Source organism: Pseudomonas sp. NBRC 111119 (genome assembly GCF_001320125.1).
GTDB classification, from domain to species: domain Bacteria; phylum Pseudomonadota; class Gammaproteobacteria; order Pseudomonadales; family Pseudomonadaceae; genus Aquipseudomonas; species Aquipseudomonas parafulva.
Map to the genome: position 1 here is coordinate 82,773 of NZ_BCAV01000007.1, position 18,253 is coordinate 101,025.

General features: G+C 62.6%; 12 protein-coding genes. 9 read left to right on the plus strand and 3 right to left on the minus strand.

The features are described from left to right. Positions 1-65: 65 nt before the first annotated feature. From APH25_RS03180 to APH25_RS03205, 6 genes are all read left to right on the plus strand, one after another. Positions 66-359, plus strand: coding sequence for a hypothetical protein (locus APH25_RS03180; RefSeq protein WP_060481043.1), 294 nt, complete (start codon positions 66-68; stop codon positions 357-359). A 133-nt stretch (positions 360-492) separates the two neighbouring features. Further along, a complete protein-coding gene (mexE, locus tag APH25_RS03185) occupies positions 493-1,734 on the plus strand; it encodes a multidrug efflux RND transporter periplasmic adaptor subunit MexE (RefSeq protein ID WP_060481044.1) in 1,242 nt (413 codons plus the stop codon). Positions 1,735-1,746: 12 nt separating this feature from the next. Further along, positions 1,747-4,926, plus strand: a complete 3,180-nt coding sequence (locus tag APH25_RS03190) for an efflux RND transporter permease subunit (RefSeq protein WP_060481045.1) — start codon at positions 1,747-1,749, stop codon at positions 4,924-4,926. Then, complete coding sequence (locus tag APH25_RS03195; protein WP_060481046.1) at positions 4,923-6,338, plus strand: efflux transporter outer membrane subunit; 1,416 nt, start codon at positions 4,923-4,925, stop codon at positions 6,336-6,338. The genes APH25_RS03190 and APH25_RS03195 overlap by 4 nt, the downstream gene beginning before the upstream one ends. 279 nt (positions 6,339-6,617) lie before the next feature. Next, positions 6,618-7,673 (plus strand): HEAT repeat domain-containing protein, encoded by a 1,056-nt coding sequence (locus tag APH25_RS03200; protein ID WP_060481047.1) that lies wholly within the window; start codon positions 6,618-6,620, stop codon positions 7,671-7,673. A gap of 78 nt (positions 7,674-7,751) precedes the next feature. Then, entirely contained in the window at positions 7,752-9,368 is a 1,617-nt protein-coding gene (locus tag APH25_RS03205; RefSeq protein WP_060481048.1) for a response regulator, read from the plus strand. Between the two features lie 6 nt (positions 9,369-9,374). On the opposite strand, the gene APH25_RS03210 is transcribed toward APH25_RS03205, so the two are convergent. After that, positions 9,375-11,444: a PAS domain-containing sensor histidine kinase gene (locus APH25_RS03210; RefSeq protein ID WP_060481049.1), complete on the minus strand. Its 2,070-nt coding sequence runs from the start codon at positions 11,442-11,444 to the stop codon at positions 9,375-9,377. A 302-nt stretch (positions 11,445-11,746) separates the two neighbouring features. On the opposite strand from APH25_RS03210, the gene APH25_RS03215 reads away from it, so the two are divergent. Next, complete coding sequence (locus APH25_RS03215) at positions 11,747-12,553, plus strand: CSS-motif domain-containing protein (RefSeq protein ID WP_060481147.1); 807 nt, start codon at positions 11,747-11,749, stop codon at positions 12,551-12,553. 20 nt (positions 12,554-12,573) lie between these two features. Here APH25_RS03215 and hppD read toward each other — a convergent pair whose 3' ends face one another. Then, positions 12,574-13,650 (minus strand): 4-hydroxyphenylpyruvate dioxygenase, encoded by a 1,077-nt coding sequence (gene hppD / locus APH25_RS03220; RefSeq protein WP_060481050.1) that lies wholly within the window; start codon positions 13,648-13,650, stop codon positions 12,574-12,576. Between the two features lie 296 nt (positions 13,651-13,946). Here hppD and APH25_RS03225 point away from each other — a divergent pair, with 296 nt between their 5' ends. Then, on the plus strand, positions 13,947-15,533 hold the full coding sequence (locus APH25_RS03225; RefSeq protein ID WP_060481051.1) for a cyclic diguanylate phosphodiesterase: 1,587 nt from the start codon (positions 13,947-13,949) through the stop codon (positions 15,531-15,533). A 33-nt stretch (positions 15,534-15,566) separates the two neighbouring features. Beyond that, the gene (gene rarD, locus APH25_RS03230; protein ID WP_028633909.1) at positions 15,567-16,454 is read left to right on the plus strand and encodes an EamA family transporter RarD; all 888 of its coding nucleotides are present in this window, start codon (positions 15,567-15,569) and stop codon (positions 16,452-16,454) included. On the opposite strand, the gene APH25_RS03235 is transcribed toward rarD, so the two are convergent. Continuing rightward, entirely contained in the window at positions 16,417-17,988 is a 1,572-nt protein-coding gene (locus APH25_RS03235; RefSeq protein ID WP_060481052.1) for a TerC family protein, read from the minus strand. The two genes, rarD and APH25_RS03235, sit on opposite strands and share 38 nt — an antisense overlap. Positions 17,989-18,253: the final 265 nt, after the last annotated feature.

Here is an 18,253-nt window from a genome sequence, read left to right on the forward strand (position 1 = left end):
ACCTTGACGCCGTGGGCAGGGCCAAAGCTTGCGTAACCGCCCTGCCCTAAGCCAAGGAGACTGCCATGACCCGTTCGAGCTTCCTGCTGGTCGCATTGCTGGCCTCGCCGTTGACGTTCGCCGCTGGCACCGGCCCCACGTACCCGGACGACCCGCACAGCCAAGCGCCCAAACCCGGTGTGGACAGCACCTTGAACCCGATTGAAAAGCCCGTGCCTACCGACACCGACCCTCGCCTGCAAGGGCATGACCCGGACAGCCCGCCTGCCATACAGAACGACAACCGCGACTTGCCGGGCATGGACGCTACCGGTTCGGAAGGTGCAGGCAAGAGGGGCCAGGGTGCAGCGAAACCCTGACAACGGGTTGCATCACGGTGAATGAGCCGGACTTATCATTCGCCGTGATAATAAAGTTCAGCCCGTTCGATTCGTGCCCTACGCGTAACACACTCACACTCCGCCCATTACTAATAGGTTGGCGGAGTTCTCCATGGAACCATCACTCAAATCCCTGCGCTTGCCCCTCACTGCCCTGGCAGTCGTGGTGGTCAGCGCATGCGGCCGTACCCCCGACACCGCGCAGGCTCCGGCAGCGCCGAAGGTCACCGTCGCCAAGGTGATCGAACAGCCGATCAACGAGTGGGATGAGTTCACCGGGCGCCTGGAAGCGCCGGAAACCGTCGAAATACGCCCACGGGTTTCGGGGCAGATCGACCAGGTGGCATTCACCGAAGGCGCCCAGGTACGCAAGGGCGACCTGCTGTTCCAGATCGACCCGCGGCCGTTCCAGGCCGAAGTACGGCGCCTGGAGGCCCAGGTTCAACAGGCCAAGGCCACTGCCATTCGCAGTGCCAACGAAGCCCGCCGTGGCGAACGGCTGCGTGACAGCAATGCCATTTCTGCGGAATTGGCCGAGTCGCGCAGCAGCGCGGCCGCCGAGGCACGCGCCGGGGTCGACGCCATCCAGGCGCAGCTCGACCTGGCCCGCCTCAACCTCAGCTTCACCCGCGTGACCGCACCCATCAGTGGCCGGGTCAGCCGCGCTGAATTCACCGCCGGCAACATCGTTACCGCCGATGTCACACCGCTCACCAGTGTGGTTTCGACCGACAAGGTGTACGCCTACTTCGATGCCGACGAGCGCGTCTACCTCAAGTACACCCAGCTGGCCCGCGACGGCCAGCGCGGCCAGGCCACGCCGGTGTACCTGGGGCTGACCAACGAAAACGGCAACCCACACCTGGGCCAGATGAACTTCGTCGACAACCAGGTCAACCCGCGCACCGGCACCATCCGTGGCCGCGCCGTGTTCGACAACAAGGCCGGCGGCTTCACCCCGGGGCTGTACGCCCGGCTCAAGCTGGTGGGCAGTGCCCAGTACGATGCTGTGCTGATCAACGATGAAGCCGTGGGTACCGACCTTGGCAAGAAGTTCGTGCTGGTCATGGACAAGGACAACAAGGCAGCGTACCGCGCCGTCGAACTGGGGCCCAAGCTCGAAGGCCTGCGCATCGTGCGCAGTGGCCTTGGCAAGGACGACCGCATCGTGGTCAAGGGCCTGCAACGCGTACGACCGGGCTCCCAGGTAACGCCAGAGGAGGCGCCGATGGCCAGCGAGCAGACGCTGGCTGCACTCGCTCAGCAGCGCCAGGCCCTGGAAGCCAGCAACCCCACGCCCAAGGTGGCAGGCAATAACGCTAAAGCTGCCAGTGCCCAAGCACCGCGCGGTTAAGGGAACACACCGATGAACTTCTCTAAATTCTTCATCACCCGGCCTATCTTCGCCGCGGTGCTGTCGCTGGTACTGCTGATTGCCGGCTCGATTTCACTGTTCCAGCTGCCGATCAGCGAGTACCCCGAAGTGGTGCCGCCTACGGTGGTGGTGCGCGCCAACTTCCCCGGTGCCAACCCCAAGGTCATCGGCGAAACCGTCGCGGCGCCGCTGGAGCAGGCTATCACCGGGGTGGAGAACATGCTCTACATGTCTTCCCAGTCCACCGCCGATGGCAAGCTGACGCTGACCATCACCTTCGCCCTGGGCACCGACCTGGACAACGCTCAGGTGCAGGTGCAGAACCGCGTGACCCGCACCCAGCCCAAGCTGCCAGAAGAAGTGACCCGCATCGGTATTACCGTCGACAAGGCGTCCCCGGACCTGACGATGGTGGTGCACCTGACCTCACCGGACAACCGCTACGACATGCTGTACCTGTCCAACTACGCCATCCTCAACATCAAGGACGAACTGGCGCGCCTGGGCGGTGTGGGCGACGTGCAGCTGTTCGGCATGGGTGACTACTCGCTGCGCGTCTGGCTGGACCCGAACAAGACCGCCTCGCGCAACCTGACCGCCAGCGACGTGGTGGCCGCGATCCGTGAGCAGAACCGTCAGGTGGCGGCAGGCCAGCTGGGCGCACCGCCCGCACCGGGCTCCACCAGCTTCCAGCTGTCGATCAACACCCAGGGCCGGCTGGTCAACGAAGAAGAGTTCGAGAACATCATCATCCGCGCTGGCGCGGACGGGGAAATCACACGCCTGAAGGACATCGCCCGGGTAGAGCTCGGTTCCAGCCAGTACGCCCTTCGCTCGCTGCTGAACAACCAGCCGGCGGTCGCCATCCCGATCTTCCAGCGCCCGGGCTCCAACGCCATCGACATCTCGGACGAGGTGCGGGCGAAGATGGCCGAACTGAAAAAAGACTTCCCCGAGGGCATGGACTACAGCATCGTCTACGACCCAACCGTCTTCGTCCGCGGCTCCATCGAGGCGGTGGTGCACACCCTGTTCGAAGCGCTGATACTGGTGGTACTGGTGGTGATCCTGTTCCTGCAGACCTGGCGCGCCTCGATCATCCCGCTGCTGGCAGTACCGGTTTCGCTGATTGGTACGTTTGCCGTCATGCACCTGTTCGGGTTTTCGCTCAACGCGTTGTCCCTGTTCGGCCTGGTACTGGCGATCGGTATCGTGGTGGATGACGCCATCGTCGTCGTGGAGAACGTCGAGCGCAACATCGGCCTGGGCCTGAAACCGCTGGAGGCCACCCAGAAAGCCATGAGCGAGGTCACCGGCCCGATCATCGCCACCGCGCTGGTGCTGTGCGCAGTGTTCGTGCCTGCGGCCTTCATTTCCGGCCTCACCGGGCAGTTCTACAAACAGTTCGCGCTGACCATCGCCATTTCCACCGTGATCTCGGCGTTCAACTCCCTGACCCTGTCTCCGGCCCTGGCTGCGGTGCTGCTCAAGGAACATCATGCGCCCAGGGACCGCTTCTCGCGCCTGCTCGACAGGTTGCTGGGTAGCTGGCTGTTCGCGCCGTTCAACCGCTTCTTCGACCGTGCCAGCCACCGCTATGTGGGCGGCGTGCGCCGGGTCATCCGCTCCAGTGGCATTGCACTGTTCGTGTATGCAGGGCTGATGGGCCTGACCTACCTGGGCTTCTCGTCGACCCCGACGGGTTTCGTGCCCGCCCAGGACAAGCAATACCTGGTGGCCTTCGCCCAACTGCCGGACGCCGCCAGCCTGGACCGCACCGAAGCGGTCATCAAGCGCATGAGCGAAATCGCCCTCAAGCAACCCGGCGTGGCCGACTCGGTGGCCTTCCCTGGCCTGTCGATCAACGGTTTCACCAACAGCCCGAACAGCGGCATCGTGTTCACGCCGCTCAAGCCGTTTGACCAGCGCAAGGACCCGAGCCAGTCGGCTGCAGCCATTGCTGCCGCGCTTAACGCCCAGTTCGCCGACATCCAGGACGCCTACATTGCCATCTTCCCGCCACCACCGGTACAAGGCCTGGGCACCATCGGCGGTTTCCGCCTGCAGATCGAAGACCGCGGCAACCTGGGTTATGAAGCACTGTATAAAGAAACCCAGAACATCATCGCCAAGAGCCACGACGTGCCAGAGCTGGCGGGCTTGTTCACCAGCTACCAGGTGAACGTACCCCAGGTGGACGCGGCCATCGACCGGGAAAAGGCCAAGACCCATGGCGTGGCGATCACCGATATCTTCGACACCCTGCAGGTGTACCTGGGCTCGCTGTACACCAACGACTTCAACCGCTTCGGGCGCACGTACCAGGTGAACGTCCAGGCTGAACAGCAGTTCCGCCTGGATGCCGAGCAGATCGGCCAGCTGAAGGTACGCAACAACCTGGGCGAAATGATCCCGCTGGCCACGTTCCTCAAGGTCAGCGACACATCCGGGCCTGACCGGGTAATGCATTACAACGGTTTCATCACCGCCGAGATCAATGGCGCCGCAGCCCCCGGCTACAGCTCTGGCCAAGCCGAGGCGGCCATCGAAAAACTGCTCAAGCAGGAACTGCCCAACGGCATGACCTACGAATGGACCGACCTTACCTACCAACAAATCCTGTCGGGCAATACGGCGTTGTTTGTGTTCCCGCTGTGCGTGCTGCTGGCCTTCCTGGTGCTTGCCGCCCAGTACGAAAGCTGGAGCCTGCCATTGGCGGTGATCCTGATCGTGCCCATGACGCTGCTGTCGGCCATCACCGGGGTGATCGTGTCGGGCGGTGACAACAACATCTTCACCCAGATCGGCCTGATCGTACTGGTGGGCCTTGCCTGCAAGAACGCCATCCTGATCGTCGAGTTCGCCAAGGACGAACAGGCCAAGGGCCTCGACCCGCTGGCAGCCGTGCTCGAAGCATGCCGCCTGCGTCTGCGCCCGATCCTGATGACATCGATCGCCTTCATCATGGGTGTGGTGCCGCTGGTGTTCAGCTCCGGGGCCGGCTCGGAAATGCGCCATGCCATGGGTGTGGCAGTGTTCTCGGGGATGATCGGCGTGACGGTGTTCGGCCTGTTTCTCACCCCGGTGTTCTTCTTCCTGATCCGCCGTTTCGTCGAACGTCGCCAGGCCCGCAAGGCCCAGCACGCGCCTTCGCTGGAGAGCCACGCATGAACCTGCTCAAACCCTTGACCCCAAGCCTGCTGGCATTGGCCCTGGCAGCCTGCGCCGTGGGGCCGGACTACAACGCCCCGGCCACAGCCCCTGCGCAATTGGCGGGGGGCAGCCAGGCCCAGGGCTATGACCGCAGCCGCTTCGAAACCCTGTGGTGGAAGCAGTTCGACGACCCGGTGCTGAACCAGCTGGTTCAGGCTTCGTTGCAGGGCAACCGCGACTTGCGGGTAGCCTTTGCTCGGCTGAAGGCTGCGCGCTCGATTCGTGAGGACGCCGAGAACGACCCGTTCCCGGTTGTCACCAGCCGCGCCAGCAGTGAGATTGGCAAAGGCCAGGTGCCAGGCCAGACCGAGCGCCGGGTCAACACCGAGCGCTACGACCTGGGCCTGGACATGGCGTGGGAACTTGACCTATTCGGCCGCATCCAGCGTCAGATAGAAGCCAGCCAAGCGCAGGAAGACGCGGCGGCGGCAGACCTGCAACAGTTGCAGGTCAGCCTGATTGCCGAGCTGGTGGATGCCTACGGCCAGTTGCGCGGGGCACAACTGCGGGAAAAGATCGCCTTGGCCAACCTCAAGACGCAGCAGCAATCACGCACCATCACCGAAACGCTGCGCGATGCGGGGGTGGGCAACGAGCTGGATGTGGTGCGTGCCGATGCCCGCCTGGCCGGTGTGGAAGCCAGCGTGCCGCAACTGCAAGCGCAACAGGCCCGGGCACGGCACCGTATTGCCACGCTGCTCGGCCAGCGCCCCGAAGCGCTCAGCGTTGATTTGGCGCCCAAGGCGCTGCCTGCCATCGCCAAGGCCCTGCCGGTGGGCGACCCCGGTGAGTTGCTGCGCCGGCGTCCGGATGTCCGCAGTGCCGAGCGCCAGTTGGCCGCTGCCACGGCCAACGTGGGCGTTGCCACCGCCGACCTGTTCCCGCGGGTCAGCCTCAGCGGGTTCCTGGGGTTCACTGCGGCCCGGGGCTCGCAGATCGGCTCGTCGGCGGCCAACGCCTGGGCGCTTGGGCCCAGCATCACCTGGGCCGCGTTCGACCTGGGCAGCGTGCGGGCGCGGCTGCGGGGTGCCAAGGCCGACGCCGAGGGTGCCATGGCCAACTATGAGCAACAGGTCTTGCTGGCCCTTGAAGAGTCGGCCAACGCCTTCAGCGATTACGACAAGACCCAGCAGCGGCTGCTGTCGCTGATGCGTCAGAGCGACGCCAGCCGCAAGGCTGCGGACCTGGCCTCTATCCGTTACCGCGAAGGCACGGTGGACTACCTGGTCTTGCTCGATGCCGAGCGTGAGCGGCTGAGCGCCGAAGATGCCCAGGCGCTGGGTGAAGTGGACCTGTACCGCGGTATTGTCGCCATCTACAAGGCCCTGGGTGGCGGCTGGCAACCTGAAACGCTTGCCCGCGCGCACTGAGGTCCCTTTTCCAAGGCTCCTTTGGTTGGCTCGTCCAGCCAGCGTTTGCCCCGCCGGCTTGTGTCTGCGGGGCTTTTTTTGCTGGGTGTGCCGTGAGTGGTCGTTGCAACGGGGTCTGCGATTCGATTGAGCGCCGCTCGCGCGGCGCATCGCGAGCTGCGCTCGCTCCTACAGTGTTGCGTGCGCACCCAATGCCGAATGGCTCCTGTTCTCGGGACACGGTTGCATTTCCCAATCTGCTGGCCCAAGCTCTGCCCTTCCGCCGCTACGGACCGTCCGATGCCCAGACGCAACCGCTACCTGATCGCCCTGCTGCTGCTGATCGTGGTGGTGGCTTCGTTTGGCTACCTGTGGCGCGATGTGAAGCCTGCGCAACCCTCGCTGCCGGCTCACAGCTATGTAAAAGCGCTGCGCCAGGCCCATGACGGGCAACCGGGGGCGGCACGTGTGCTGTATCAGCAACTGCAACGGGACGACCTGCAGCCCATCCGCCGCGCCGCACTCTATACCGAGCTGCCCAATTATCCGTCGCCGCAGGCGCTGAAACTCGCCCGCACAGACCTGGAGCATGAAGAACCGATGGTGCGGCGGGCAGCCATCGCGGGTATCCGTCGGCTGTTGCCCGCCGCACAGCGTAGCCTGGTGCTTGGCCCGCTGCTGGAGGACGGCGATCAAAGCGTCCGCTTCGCTGCAGTGGATGCGTTGGTAGGCCTCGACCCCGATGCCATTGGCTTGTACTTCGGCCCGTTGCAAAAGGCCGTGGCGCAATACCAGCAGGTACTGGAGCAACAACCGGAAGATGTCGATGCCCAGGTACACCTGGCACGGCTTTACCTGCACGAGGCCGACTACGCCCAGGCGAGCAAAGCCATCGACCGCGCGCTGGCCGCCGCCCCCAATGACCTCGACGCCCTGGCTACCCAGGTCCGCCTGCTGGAGCGCCAAGGGCAGCACGACGCCTCACGCCAGGTGCTGGGTAAGGCATTGGCCCTGAGGCCTGACTCAGCCTTCCTGCAGCACGAGCTTGGCCTTTGGCTGATCCGTCACGACCAACGCGAATACGCCCTGCTGGCCCTGTCCCGCGCCGTGGAGCTGGATGCGGACGATGCCGACTACCGCTATACACTCGCCGTGACCCTGCACGACCTAGAGCAACTTGATGCGGCGCAAAAGCAACTGGAGGCCGTACTCACCCGTGAGCCGGCCAACCGCCGCGCCCGCGTGCTGCTGATCAAGTACTGGAAAGAGTCAGGGCAATTGCAAAATGTGCAGGTGTTACTGGCCGAGCTGGAGCGGCAGAACCCTGACGACCCGTTCTTGCAACAGGGGCTATAGCAATCCAACTGTTTTGTTGAACCCTCCTTCTGGCACAAGGTCGAGAGCATATCGGGCTACCATTTCAGGAGAGCCATCTTGGCCAGTACACCGGCGCTAGACCATCGTGCCTTGATACTGGCACCCCAGCCTGTGGCTGCGGAAACTTCACGCTTGCTCGCCTCGGCCGGCATCGACAGCCTGTGCGCAATGGACCTGGCGAATCTGCACGCCTGCCTGGCTGAAGGGGCTGGCTTGGCGATCATTGCCGAGCAGGCGTTTGTGCAGGGGCCCTGCCTGCCGCTGCAAGCATTCATTGATGAACAACCGTGCTGGTCAGACCTGCCAATCGTCCTGGTGCTAGAGAACCAGGCGTCGTTGGGCGGGCAACCCAACCACCCCACGGGCAACCTGATCCCTCTGATTACGCCCTTCGCAGAAGCCCAACTGCTGCACGTCACGCAGTCTGCGTTGCGTCACCGCAAAAAGCAGTACAGCGCGCGGGACCAATTACGCGCTTTGCAACTGCGGCTCGAAACCCAGGATGCATTGGCAGCCGAAACCTGCTCAAGCAGCGACTTCACGCGCCACCAGGCGCGCAAGATGGAAGCCATCGGCCAACTGGCGGGCGGCGTTGCCCATGATTTCAACAACCTGCTCACCAGCATAGGCGGCAGTTTCGAGTTGATTGACCGCCGTTTGAAGCAAGATCGCCGCGAAGGCCTTGGCAGTGTTCTGCAGATGGGCCGCGACGCGGTAACACGCGCGGCCCGCCTTACCCACCGCCTGCTGGCATTTTCTTCGCGGCAGTCCCTGCACACTCAACGTGTCGACTTGCAAGCCATGCTCCACCACCCGCCCCAGCAGGTGAGCATACCGCCGGCCGTCACGTTGCTGACTGATGTACCGTCCGACCTCTGGCCGGTCGAAGTGGATGGCCAGCAGTTGCAGGAAGCGCTCGACAATGTGCTGCTCAATGCCTGTGAGGCCATGCCCAGTGGGGGCCGGCTGCGCATCGAGGCGAGCAACCAGCATGTCCAGGCAGGTCAGTTTGCTGCCGGCACCCTCAGCGCGGGCGACTATGTTCACCTTCGCATCATCGACGATGGCCAGGGGATGGCCCAAAGCACGTTGGAACATGCCTTCGAGCCGTTTTTCAGTACCAAGGCCATCGGCCAGGGCATAGGGCTGGGTCTGTCAATGGTGTACGGCTTCAGCAAGCAGTCCCATGGCCACGCAACGCTGCGCAGCCGGGTTGGGCACGGTACCGAGGTAGGCCTCTACCTGCCCCGCTATCTGGAGCGTGATCATGGCCATGCAGAATCGGCGCAGGCTCTGCAACCCAGCGGCGGTCACCATGTACTGGTGGTCGAAGATGACCCTGATGTTCGCCAGCTGTTATGCCAGGCGCTCGAGGACGAAGGGTTCTCTTGCTGCACCGCAGGCAACGCCGCTGAGGGGCTAAGCCGCTTGCGCTCGGGGGAACCCGTGGACCTGTTGATCACCGATGTAGGTTTGCCCGGCATGAACGGCCGGCAGTTGGCGGAGATCGCGCGTAGTACGGACCCGCAACTGCCCGTGCTGTTCATCACAGGCTATGCAGAAACGGCAATGGCTCGTGAAGGGTTCCTGGGCCCAGGGATGCACCTGATTGGCAAGCCCTTCGAGTTGCAACAGCTGCAAGCCTACGTGATACAGATTCTCGGAAGGCCCTGAGCGCTCTCAGGTATCAAGCATTCCAAGGGCCTTATCGGCGAGCTCAGCCAGCATGAACGGTTTGTTCATCAGTGCCGTGCCTGGCTGTTCGAGAAACTCCGGCTCGACCTGCTGTTGGGCGTAGCCGGTGATAAACAGGATTTTCTGCTGTGGCAGCTCCATCCGTATCGCCTTGGCCACCTGCCTGCCACTGAAGCCGCCAGGCAAGCCGATATCGGTGATTATCAGGTCAAACACGTCGCCCTGATGAAACCGTTCCAGTGCCGTATTGGCGTCGGGCACGTCCGTGACGTCGAAACCACGATCGGTCAGGTACTCGCGCATCACTGCACGCAGGTTCAGTTCGTCATCGACAAGCAGTACCCGCTCGCCGCGGGCCCTGCTCACCGACCGGCCCAGATGCGGTTGCTCCTGAGCAATGGCATGCAGACTCCGCGGGAACAGCATGCAAACCTTGGTGCCCTCGTTCACCGATGACTCGATCCAGGCATACCCTCCGGATTGACGGACAAAACCGTACACCATGGACAAACCGAGCCCAGACCCACGTCCCATGGGCTTGGTGGTGAAAAACGGCTCGAAAGCCCTGGCCACATCTCGCGCCGGCATGCCGTGCCCGGTGTCCTCGATGTGCAACGCCACGTAATCACCGGGTGGCACCCCGGTTTCGTCGGGGAACCACGCCGTCAGCCGCTCATTGACGGTACGCACCGTAACGCTGCCACGGCCGAGGCAGGCTTCACGGGCATTAGCACAAAGGTTGATCAAGGCGTTTTCGAATTGGGGAACGTCAACGTTCACCGCCCACGGTGCGACATCCAACTGCCATTTCAGCCCTATCTCCGCGCCCAGGGTGCTCGCCAGCAGCGGTTCACTTTGGCGCAATTGGCGGTTGAAATAAATGGGTTTGGGGGCCAGCGGCCGCTCGCGGGAGAAGGCCAGCAGGCGGTGGGTCAACTCCATTGCTCGCTGCACCGAATCACGCGCCACCCTGACGTAGTCGTCGACCCGCTCAAGGCGTCTCTCGTTCAGCCGGCTCTGCAACAGTTCGAGGCTACCGCCGATACCTGCCAGCAGGTTGTTCATTTCATTACCCATGCCACCCGCCAACTGGCCGACCACCTCCATGCGTTCGTTATTGCGTAACAAAGCTTCGGACTGGCGCATCGCGAGTTCGTGGTGCTCGGTAATGTCCTGCCCCACCACGGTCATCAAGCCTGCCTCAAAACGCGCGCGCCAGGTAAACCAGTGATAGTGGCCATCGCAGTGACGCAAGCGGGTCTCCACCTGGTCCGCATGCCTGTGCTGAAGCAGGCCGTCTACTGCCAGCTGCACCTCGGCGCGGTCGGCTGGGTGAACCAGCTCCAGGATCGGCATGCCTTGGACGTGTTCCTGGGCCCAGCCAAGGATCCGGAACCAGGTCGGGTTGGCGCCATGCAATTTGAGATCAGGGGTCAGGGTCATCATGGCATCGTGCGACAGTTGCCATATCTGTTCGCGCTCGGCCGCGTGGCGCTGGACGTCGCGCTCAAAACCCTCTGCAAGCCTGCGCCAGTGATCGCGCGCTTCGATGCTGGCCGTGGTTTCGACCACCGTATGCAAAAAGCCAGCAATCTCCCCGCGCTCATCATGCAAGGGTGTGTACCCGAACGTGCACCAGGTTTGTTCGGCACATTCCCCACAGTTGATGCGCACGGGCGGGTCTTCGACAAAGCTGCTGCGCCCGTTGAGTACGTCGAATACCCAAGGGCCTACGGCGTCCCACACATCTGCCCACACTGCGTCGAACGCCTTGCCCTGGGCGTCAACGGTTGGCCTCAGGGCGCGGTAGCCATCGTTGGGGACAACCGTCATGTCTGGCCCCCACACCACTGCACAGGGAAACGGGGACAAATGCGCCATGTCCACGGCAATGCGCAGCGACGCCGACCAGCGTGGGAGTGGCCCCAGAGAAGTGCGCGACCAATCGAACTGAGTAATCGACACCTGTGCCAGAGCGGCCAGGGCAGCGCGCTGAGCCTGCTGTACCGGGTGCGCCGCAGCCGCCCGCGGCTTGTCTTTTGCAACCACTGTCATCACTCCACTGGGTGGGCCAAAGGCATCCACGGCGCCAAGTGCGCGCAAGAGCTCGTTTGCCTGCAGTACTGACGTTAGCACAGCGTGGCCCCACCCTCCTTCAAAGGCTGTGACCCGGCCACCGGCCAGCGCACATCGCCAGCGAGAATTGACGCACGTACCGGGGATAGATCACAACCGAACACTCACCACTTTCCCCTGAGCTGTAGGCGGCTGCCCTACAGCCTGTGCGCTCATGAACACTTAGGCTCGACGTTTGGCTGCTCATGTCGATCAGCAACAAGCCAGGGGCCCACCTCACCATGCACAGAATCATGAACGCCGGGCGCAGCATGCTGGAACTCGTGCTGTTGATGGCCGTAGGCCTGGTGCCTGTCTTTTCGGGCCTGTTGGTAATGATCTACCAAGTAGAGGTAAAACTTGCGGAGAATGCCGCCATCTCCGTGCAAGAGGCGGTTTTCAGCGTTGACCAGGCACTGGACCGCGTGCATGAGGTGGCGGCAAGGGCCCTGCCACTGGCTGGGCAAACCTGCGAACAGGTCAAAGAGGCGTTGCTGGACCAAGTCGCTAGCCGGTCCATGCTGAGGTCACTGACACTGGTCAGTGATGGCCAGGCCTACTGCAGTACCACGTCCGACCCACTCAGTGTGCTGTCTACCCTCGCCTCACCTGGGCGGCTGGTGACGCTTTCCAGCACGTTGCAGGATCGCAACGATCACCTTTTGGTGAACCTGTACCTGCCGCAGGGTCGCCATGGCGTGGTCGCCACTGTCTATACCACACAACTGCGAACTGAATTGAGCGCGTTTCAGGACGGCCTGACGCTGATGCTGGATTTCAATGAGCATTACCTGTGGAGCAATGGCGACAGCCTGAGCGGCATGCGCCCATCGCTGAGCGAGTTCAACCGTCAGGCTGATTCGGCCCAGTACGAGTATCGGGTTGTCGGGGGCTACGCGGCGGGCTACACCGCGCGCGAGATCCGCGAATCGATGCTCAACATTCTGCCCTCCCTGATGCTGGTTGGGCTCATGACCGGCGCCGTGGTTTACTTCGCGCTTGGCCGGGTTCGGAGCAGAACGCTGGAAGCCCCGGAGGGCCAACACTAAGCGCCCAGCCCCGGCCTTGGTCAATCAGTGCTCAATACACCCCGGCGCACTTGATCACGCTCGATGGACTCGAACAGTGCCTTGAAATTGCCCTCACCGAAGCCGTCGTCACCCTTGCGCTGGATAAACTCGAAAAACACCGGGCCCAGCAGCGTTTCGGAGAAAATCTGCAGCAGCAGGCGCTTGTCGCCGGACTGTGCGGCCCCATCGAGCAGAATACCGCGCGCCTGCAACTGATCCACCGGTTCACCATGCCCCGGCAGGCGCTCTTGCAGCATTTCGTAGTAAGTCTGCGGAGGGGCTGTCATGAAGCGCATGCCGAAGCCTTTCAAGGCATCCCATGTCTTGAGCAGGTCATCGGTGAGGAACGCGACATGCTGGATACCTTCACCGTTGAATTGCATCAGGAACTCTTCAATCTGCCCGGCGCCCTTGGATGATTCCTCGTTGAGCGGAATGCGGATCATGCCATCCGGCGCTGTCATCGCGCGGGATGTCAGGCCGGTGTATTCGCCCTTGATGTCGAAGTAGCGAATTTCGCGGAAGTTGAACAGCTTCTCGTAGAAGCCTGCCCAATAGGCCATGCGACCGCGGTAAACGTTGTGGGTCAGGTGGTCGATGATCTTCAGGCCCGCTCCCGCAGGGTGGCGGTCTACCCCTTCGATGAAGTTGAAATCGATGTCATAGATCGAGCTGCCTTCTTCGAAACGATCGATCAGGTACAACGGCGCCCCGCCAATGCCTTTGATGGCAGGCAGGCGCAGCTCCATGGGGCCGGTTTCGATTTCGACCGGTTGCGCACCCAGTTCCAGCGCGCGGGCATAGGCCTGGTGGGCATTGCGAACTCGAAACGCCATGCCACACACCGAAGGGCCATGCTCAGCGGCAAAATACGATGCAACACTCTTGGGCTCATTATTCAAAATGAGATTGATGTCGCCCTGGCGGTACAGGTGCACATCCTTGGAGCGGTGGGTCGCGACCTTGGTAAAGCCCAGCATCTGGAAAACCGGCTCCAGCAGGCCGGGGGTCGGGGATGCCAGTTCGATGAACTCAAAGCCCATCAGGCCCATCGGGTTTTCGAAGATATCAGCCATGTTCGTGTCCTCATCTGCAGCGAAAATTATGAATTTCCAGTGATTTGGAGGGAAAACGGCGGCGAGCACGGGATGCCCCGTACGCTGCGGGCGAGGAAATCACCGATGATCAATCTGAACCCATGGTCTGACATAGCGACGCATTCCGGGGGGCTTGATCCTTCCCGAATGGAAGGACTTATTGTTCTTTTCGTAAATCAATTCTACACAGCGTAAAATCTTTTGTCGCCATCTGGTTCCTCAGCCTGGCAGACCAAGGCTATGCTCCTGAGACTGCCGCGCGGATAGGCCAGAGCATGCCCCTCACCCGAAAAACCCGGCCAGGCTTCGGCTGGCGTTTATTGTTACCTTGGTTCGTAGGTGCGTTGCCGGCCTTGTGCGGGTTCGCGGTGATGAGCTGGCAGGTCGAGCGCGAGATGCAGGCCAGCAGCCAAGTCACCACTCGCGAGGCCATGGTGCACATCGAGCGTATCCTCGACAGCCTGTCGAGCGCTGCCCATACCCTTCTCCCCCTGGCCAGCACCCCGTGTTCCCAAGCGCAGTTGCGCTTGCGCGCCGAAGTGACCCGCAACGCTTACGTGCGCTCCACCAACCTGTTCCACTACAACCGGCTGTATTGCACGTCATTGCTCGGGGACTACGACGAACGCGTCAACCCTGACGATTACGCCGACGGCCAATTGTGGCTGATGACCGGCAATTCGGTAACGCCCGACCATCCATTGCTGCTATACCGCGCAAGCGAGGGTGACCGAGGCGTCATCAGCACCGTCGATGGTGAGCACCTGCTGACGGTGTTGCGCCTGATTGGCCCGGACCAGGGACTGATCCTGCGCGTGGGCGATGCGTGGATGGGCCAGGACGGCGCAGTCCACCGGGGCGCCCCTGCACCTGCGGCCAAGGCCTACGTGGTGCAGGGCTCGGCTCGCTACCCGTTCAGCGTGGCAGGGGGTTACCCCGCCGATCAACAGGGCCGGCTGTTGCGCAGCCACTACCTGGCCTTGCTCGGGCTGCTGTTGGTGTTTGGCCTAGGTGCCGGCCTTGCCTGCCACTGGCAGATCCGCAGGGCCAACTCACCACGGGCCGAACTGCGCAGGGCGCTGCAGGCCGATGAGTTCGTGCCCTACTTCCAGCCAGTGGTACGCCAAGGGGACTACCGATGGGCCGGTGTTGAAGTGCTCATGCGCTGGAACCACCCGCAGGAGGGGCTGGTAAGCCCTGACCTGTTCATTCCCTATGCCGAACACACTGGCCAGATCGTGGCCATGACCCGGGCGCTGATGATGCACGCGGCGCAAGGCCTGGCCCCTTATGCCGGGCTCATGGAAGACGGCTTCCATATCGGCGTGAACATCACCGCCGATCACTGCCGCGACCTTGGCTTGGTGGAGGACTGCCGCACATTCCTGCAACATTTTCCGCCTGGTCGAGTGACCCTGACGCTGGAGCTGACCGAGCGCAAGCTGATCGAGCCTACCCCCGCCACTCTGGAACTGTTCGAGAAGCTGCACGACATGGGCGTGATGATTGCCCTGGATGACTTCGGCACCGGCCAGTCCAGCCTCAACTACCTGCGCCAATTCAAGGTCGACTACCTGAAGATCGACCGCAGCTTCGTGGCGTTGATCGGCGCTGACGCACTGTCGGTTCACATTCTTGACAGCATCATCGAGCTCTCGGCCAAGCTGGGGCTAGGTATCGTGGCCGAAGGCGTGGAAACCCCCGCGCAGCGGGACTATCTGGCGCGCCATGGCGCGCACTTTCAGCAAGGCTACCTGTTCGCCAGGCCCATGCCCGCCGACCAGTTTCTGGAAGCCCTGGCCGCACAACCTGGCCCCTCCCGGTTGCCGCAAGGCGCGGCCCCTGAGATCATGCGCGGCTGATTCCACCGCTCCTATCCTGTATTCGAGGCACTCGTGTCAAAAGGAATTGTTTCATCGGTCATGGCATCCTGCTTGTTTGCCGTGATGTACTTCTATACGTCCCTGCTCAAGCCGTTGGATGGCGAAGAGATCTTCGGCTGGCGCACCCTGTTGACGCTGCCATGCCTTACCCTGTTCATGCTGATTTCCCGCGACTGGGCCAGGGTGGGCGAGTTGCTCGGCCGCGTGCGGCGCACACCTGTGTTGTTGCTGGGCATGTTGGGCACGTCCTGGCTGATGGGCGTGCAGCTATGGTTGTTTCTCTGGGCGCCGCTGCACGGGCGCAGCCTAGAGGTGTCGATGGGTTACTTCATGCTGCCGCTGGCCATGGTGCTGACGGGGCGCATGGTGTACGGCGAACAACTGTCGCGGCTGCAAAAAATAGCGGTGGGCTGCGCCGCGCTCGGCGTGGTACACGAGTTCTACCAGCACGGCAGTTTTGCCTGGGAAACCCTGGTTGTAGTCATCGGCTACCCCATCTACTTCGTGCTGCGCCGCCGCTGCCGCACCGACCACCTGGGTGGGCTGTGGTGCGACATGTGCCTGCTGCTGCCCTGGGCGCTGTACTTCGTTGCCCAGGGGCCGCTGTCCAGTGCCGACATGCAGGCTCACCCCGGCCTGTACCTGCTCATTCCGGTACTTGGGGCGATCAGCGCCTCGGCCCTGATCGCCTACGTACTGGCCAGCCGGCTACTGCCGTTCAGTCTGTTCGGCCTGCTCAGCTACGTCGAGCCCGTGTTGCTGGTGGGCGTAGCCTTGCTGCTGGGTGAAACCATCGGCCCGGACCAGTGGCTCACCTACCTGCCCATCTGGGCGGCGGTGCTGGTGCTGGTGCTTGAAGGCTTCAAGCACCTGATGCGTCAGCGTCGTCGCTCGGTATGAGCCGTACCTGACGTACCCGCCGTTCTTCCACGGCTTCGACCACCAGCGTCCAGCCGTTCCATGCCAGGCGGTCGCCGACCATGGGCAGGCGGTCCAGCAAGCTCATGACCAGCCCCGCCAAGGTCTGGTAGTCCTCGGTGGCCCGGGCGCTGAAGCCGGTGCGGGCGTGGACCTGGCTGAGGTTCATTGCCCCGCTGATCACAAACCCCTGCCCGTCCTGGACAAAGCCCGGGCCTTCGACCTCGCTGGCATCCGGCAACTCGCCGGCGATGGATTCGAGGATATCGGTCATGGTCAGCAGGCCGGTGAAGTCACCGAACTCGTTGACCACGAACGCGATGTGAGTGGACTTACCACGCATCTGCTCCAGCGCGTTGAGGATGCTGAAGCTCTCCAGCAGGTTCAACGGTGCCCGCACCAGCCCTTCCAGATCCGGCTGGCTACCAGACAGCAACTCTTTGAGGAGCTCCTTCTTGTGCACAAAGCCCAGCGGTTCGTCCACCCGGCCATCGCGGATCAACGGCAGGCGCGAGTAAGGCGAATGGACCAACGCGCGGGTAATGGCGTCAGCCGGCTGGGCAAGGTCGAGCAGGTCGACTTCGGCACGTGCCGTCATCACCGTGCGAATAGGGCGTTCGGCCAGGTTCAGTACCCCGCTGATCATCACCCGCTCGCGGCGGTCGAACAGCACCTGCTCCTCGCCGCCCTCGACCAGGTCGGCGATTTCCTCACCCACTTCGTCCGCTTCCACGCGGCGCCCGCCCAACAGGCGCAGCACAGCGTGCGCGGTACGCTCACGCAGCGGCCGGTGCTGTTGCAGGCTGCGTTTGCGGCGGGCCCGGGCCAACTGGTTGAACAGTTCGATCAGGATCGAGAAGCCAATGGCCGCGTACAGGTAGCCTTTGGGAATGTGGAACCCCAGGCCCTCGGCGGTCAGGCTGAAACCGATCATCATCAGGAAGCCCAGGCACAGCATGATCACCGTGGGGTGCGCGTTGACGAAGCGTGTCAGCGGCTTGCTGGCGACGATCATGATGCCGATCGAGAAGATCACCGCGATCATCATCACCGACAGGTGTTCCACCATACCCACCGCCGTGATCACAGCATCGAGCGAGAACACCGCATCGAGCACCACGATCTGCGCGACGATCGGCCAGAAAGCCGCATGCCGGGCTGCGCCGCTGGCCTGGGTCACATGGCCCTCCAGCCGCTCGTGCAGTTCCATGGTGGCCTTGAACAACAGGAACACACCACCGAACAGCATGATCAGGTCACGGCCCGAGAAGCTCTTGTCGAACACCTCGAACAACGGCGCTGTCAGGGTGACCATCCAGGAAATACTGGCCAGCAGGCCCAGGCGCATGATCAGGGCCAGGCTCAGGCCAATGACCCGCGCGCGGTCGCGCTGGTGAGGGGGCAGCTTGTCTGCCAGGATGGCAATGAACACCAGGTTATCGATACCCAGTACCAGTTCAAGCACGATAAGCGTCAGCAGGCCTAGCCAGGCCGTGGGATCGGCAAGCCATTCCATTAGCGGATACTCACGTGGGAAAGGGCAACAGGAGAGGTAAAGCAGGGCCAGGAAGGCCGGAGACGGTGGGGCGCCACGAAGGTGCTCATTGATGACCTGGATAACAATTAGGGAAAATAATCCTACAAGCACAGCAGGTTTTTCAGTTAGCGCAAAACTATTACAAACCTTTAGCAAATGAGGCCAAGGTAGGCTCCATCCCGCTCTACGAGCGAAGAGCACTTCCATTCAATACTGGCAACGTCCTATCCCTGAACATTCACCC

Excerpts from the sequence above, each read along its gene's own strand:
- APH25_RS03180 (WP_060481043.1), top strand. The coding sequence starts at position 66 with ATGACCCGTTCGAGCTTCCTGCTGGTCGCATTGCTGGCCTCGCCGTTG.
- mexE (WP_060481044.1), top strand. The coding sequence starts at position 493 with ATGGAACCATCACTCAAATCCCTGCGCTTGCCCCTCACTGCCCTGGCA.
- APH25_RS03190 (WP_060481045.1), top strand. The coding sequence starts at position 1,747 with ATGAACTTCTCTAAATTCTTCATCACCCGGCCTATCTTCGCCGCGGTG.
- APH25_RS03195 (WP_060481046.1), top strand. The coding sequence starts at position 4,923 with ATGAACCTGCTCAAACCCTTGACCCCAAGCCTGCTGGCATTGGCCCTG.
- APH25_RS03200 (WP_060481047.1), top strand. The coding sequence starts at position 6,618 with ATGCCCAGACGCAACCGCTACCTGATCGCCCTGCTGCTGCTGATCGTG.
- APH25_RS03210 (WP_060481049.1), bottom strand. The coding sequence starts at position 11,444 with ATGACAGTGGTTGCAAAAGACAAGCCGCGGGCGGCTGCGGCGCACCCG.
- APH25_RS03215 (WP_060481147.1), top strand. The coding sequence starts at position 11,747 with ATGCACAGAATCATGAACGCCGGGCGCAGCATGCTGGAACTCGTGCTG.
- hppD (WP_060481050.1), bottom strand. The coding sequence starts at position 13,650 with ATGGCTGATATCTTCGAAAACCCGATGGGCCTGATGGGCTTTGAGTTC.
- APH25_RS03225 (WP_060481051.1), top strand. The coding sequence starts at position 13,947 with ATGCCCCTCACCCGAAAAACCCGGCCAGGCTTCGGCTGGCGTTTATTG.
- APH25_RS03235 (WP_060481052.1), bottom strand. The coding sequence starts at position 17,988 with ATGGAATGGCTTGCCGATCCCACGGCCTGGCTAGGCCTGCTGACGCTT.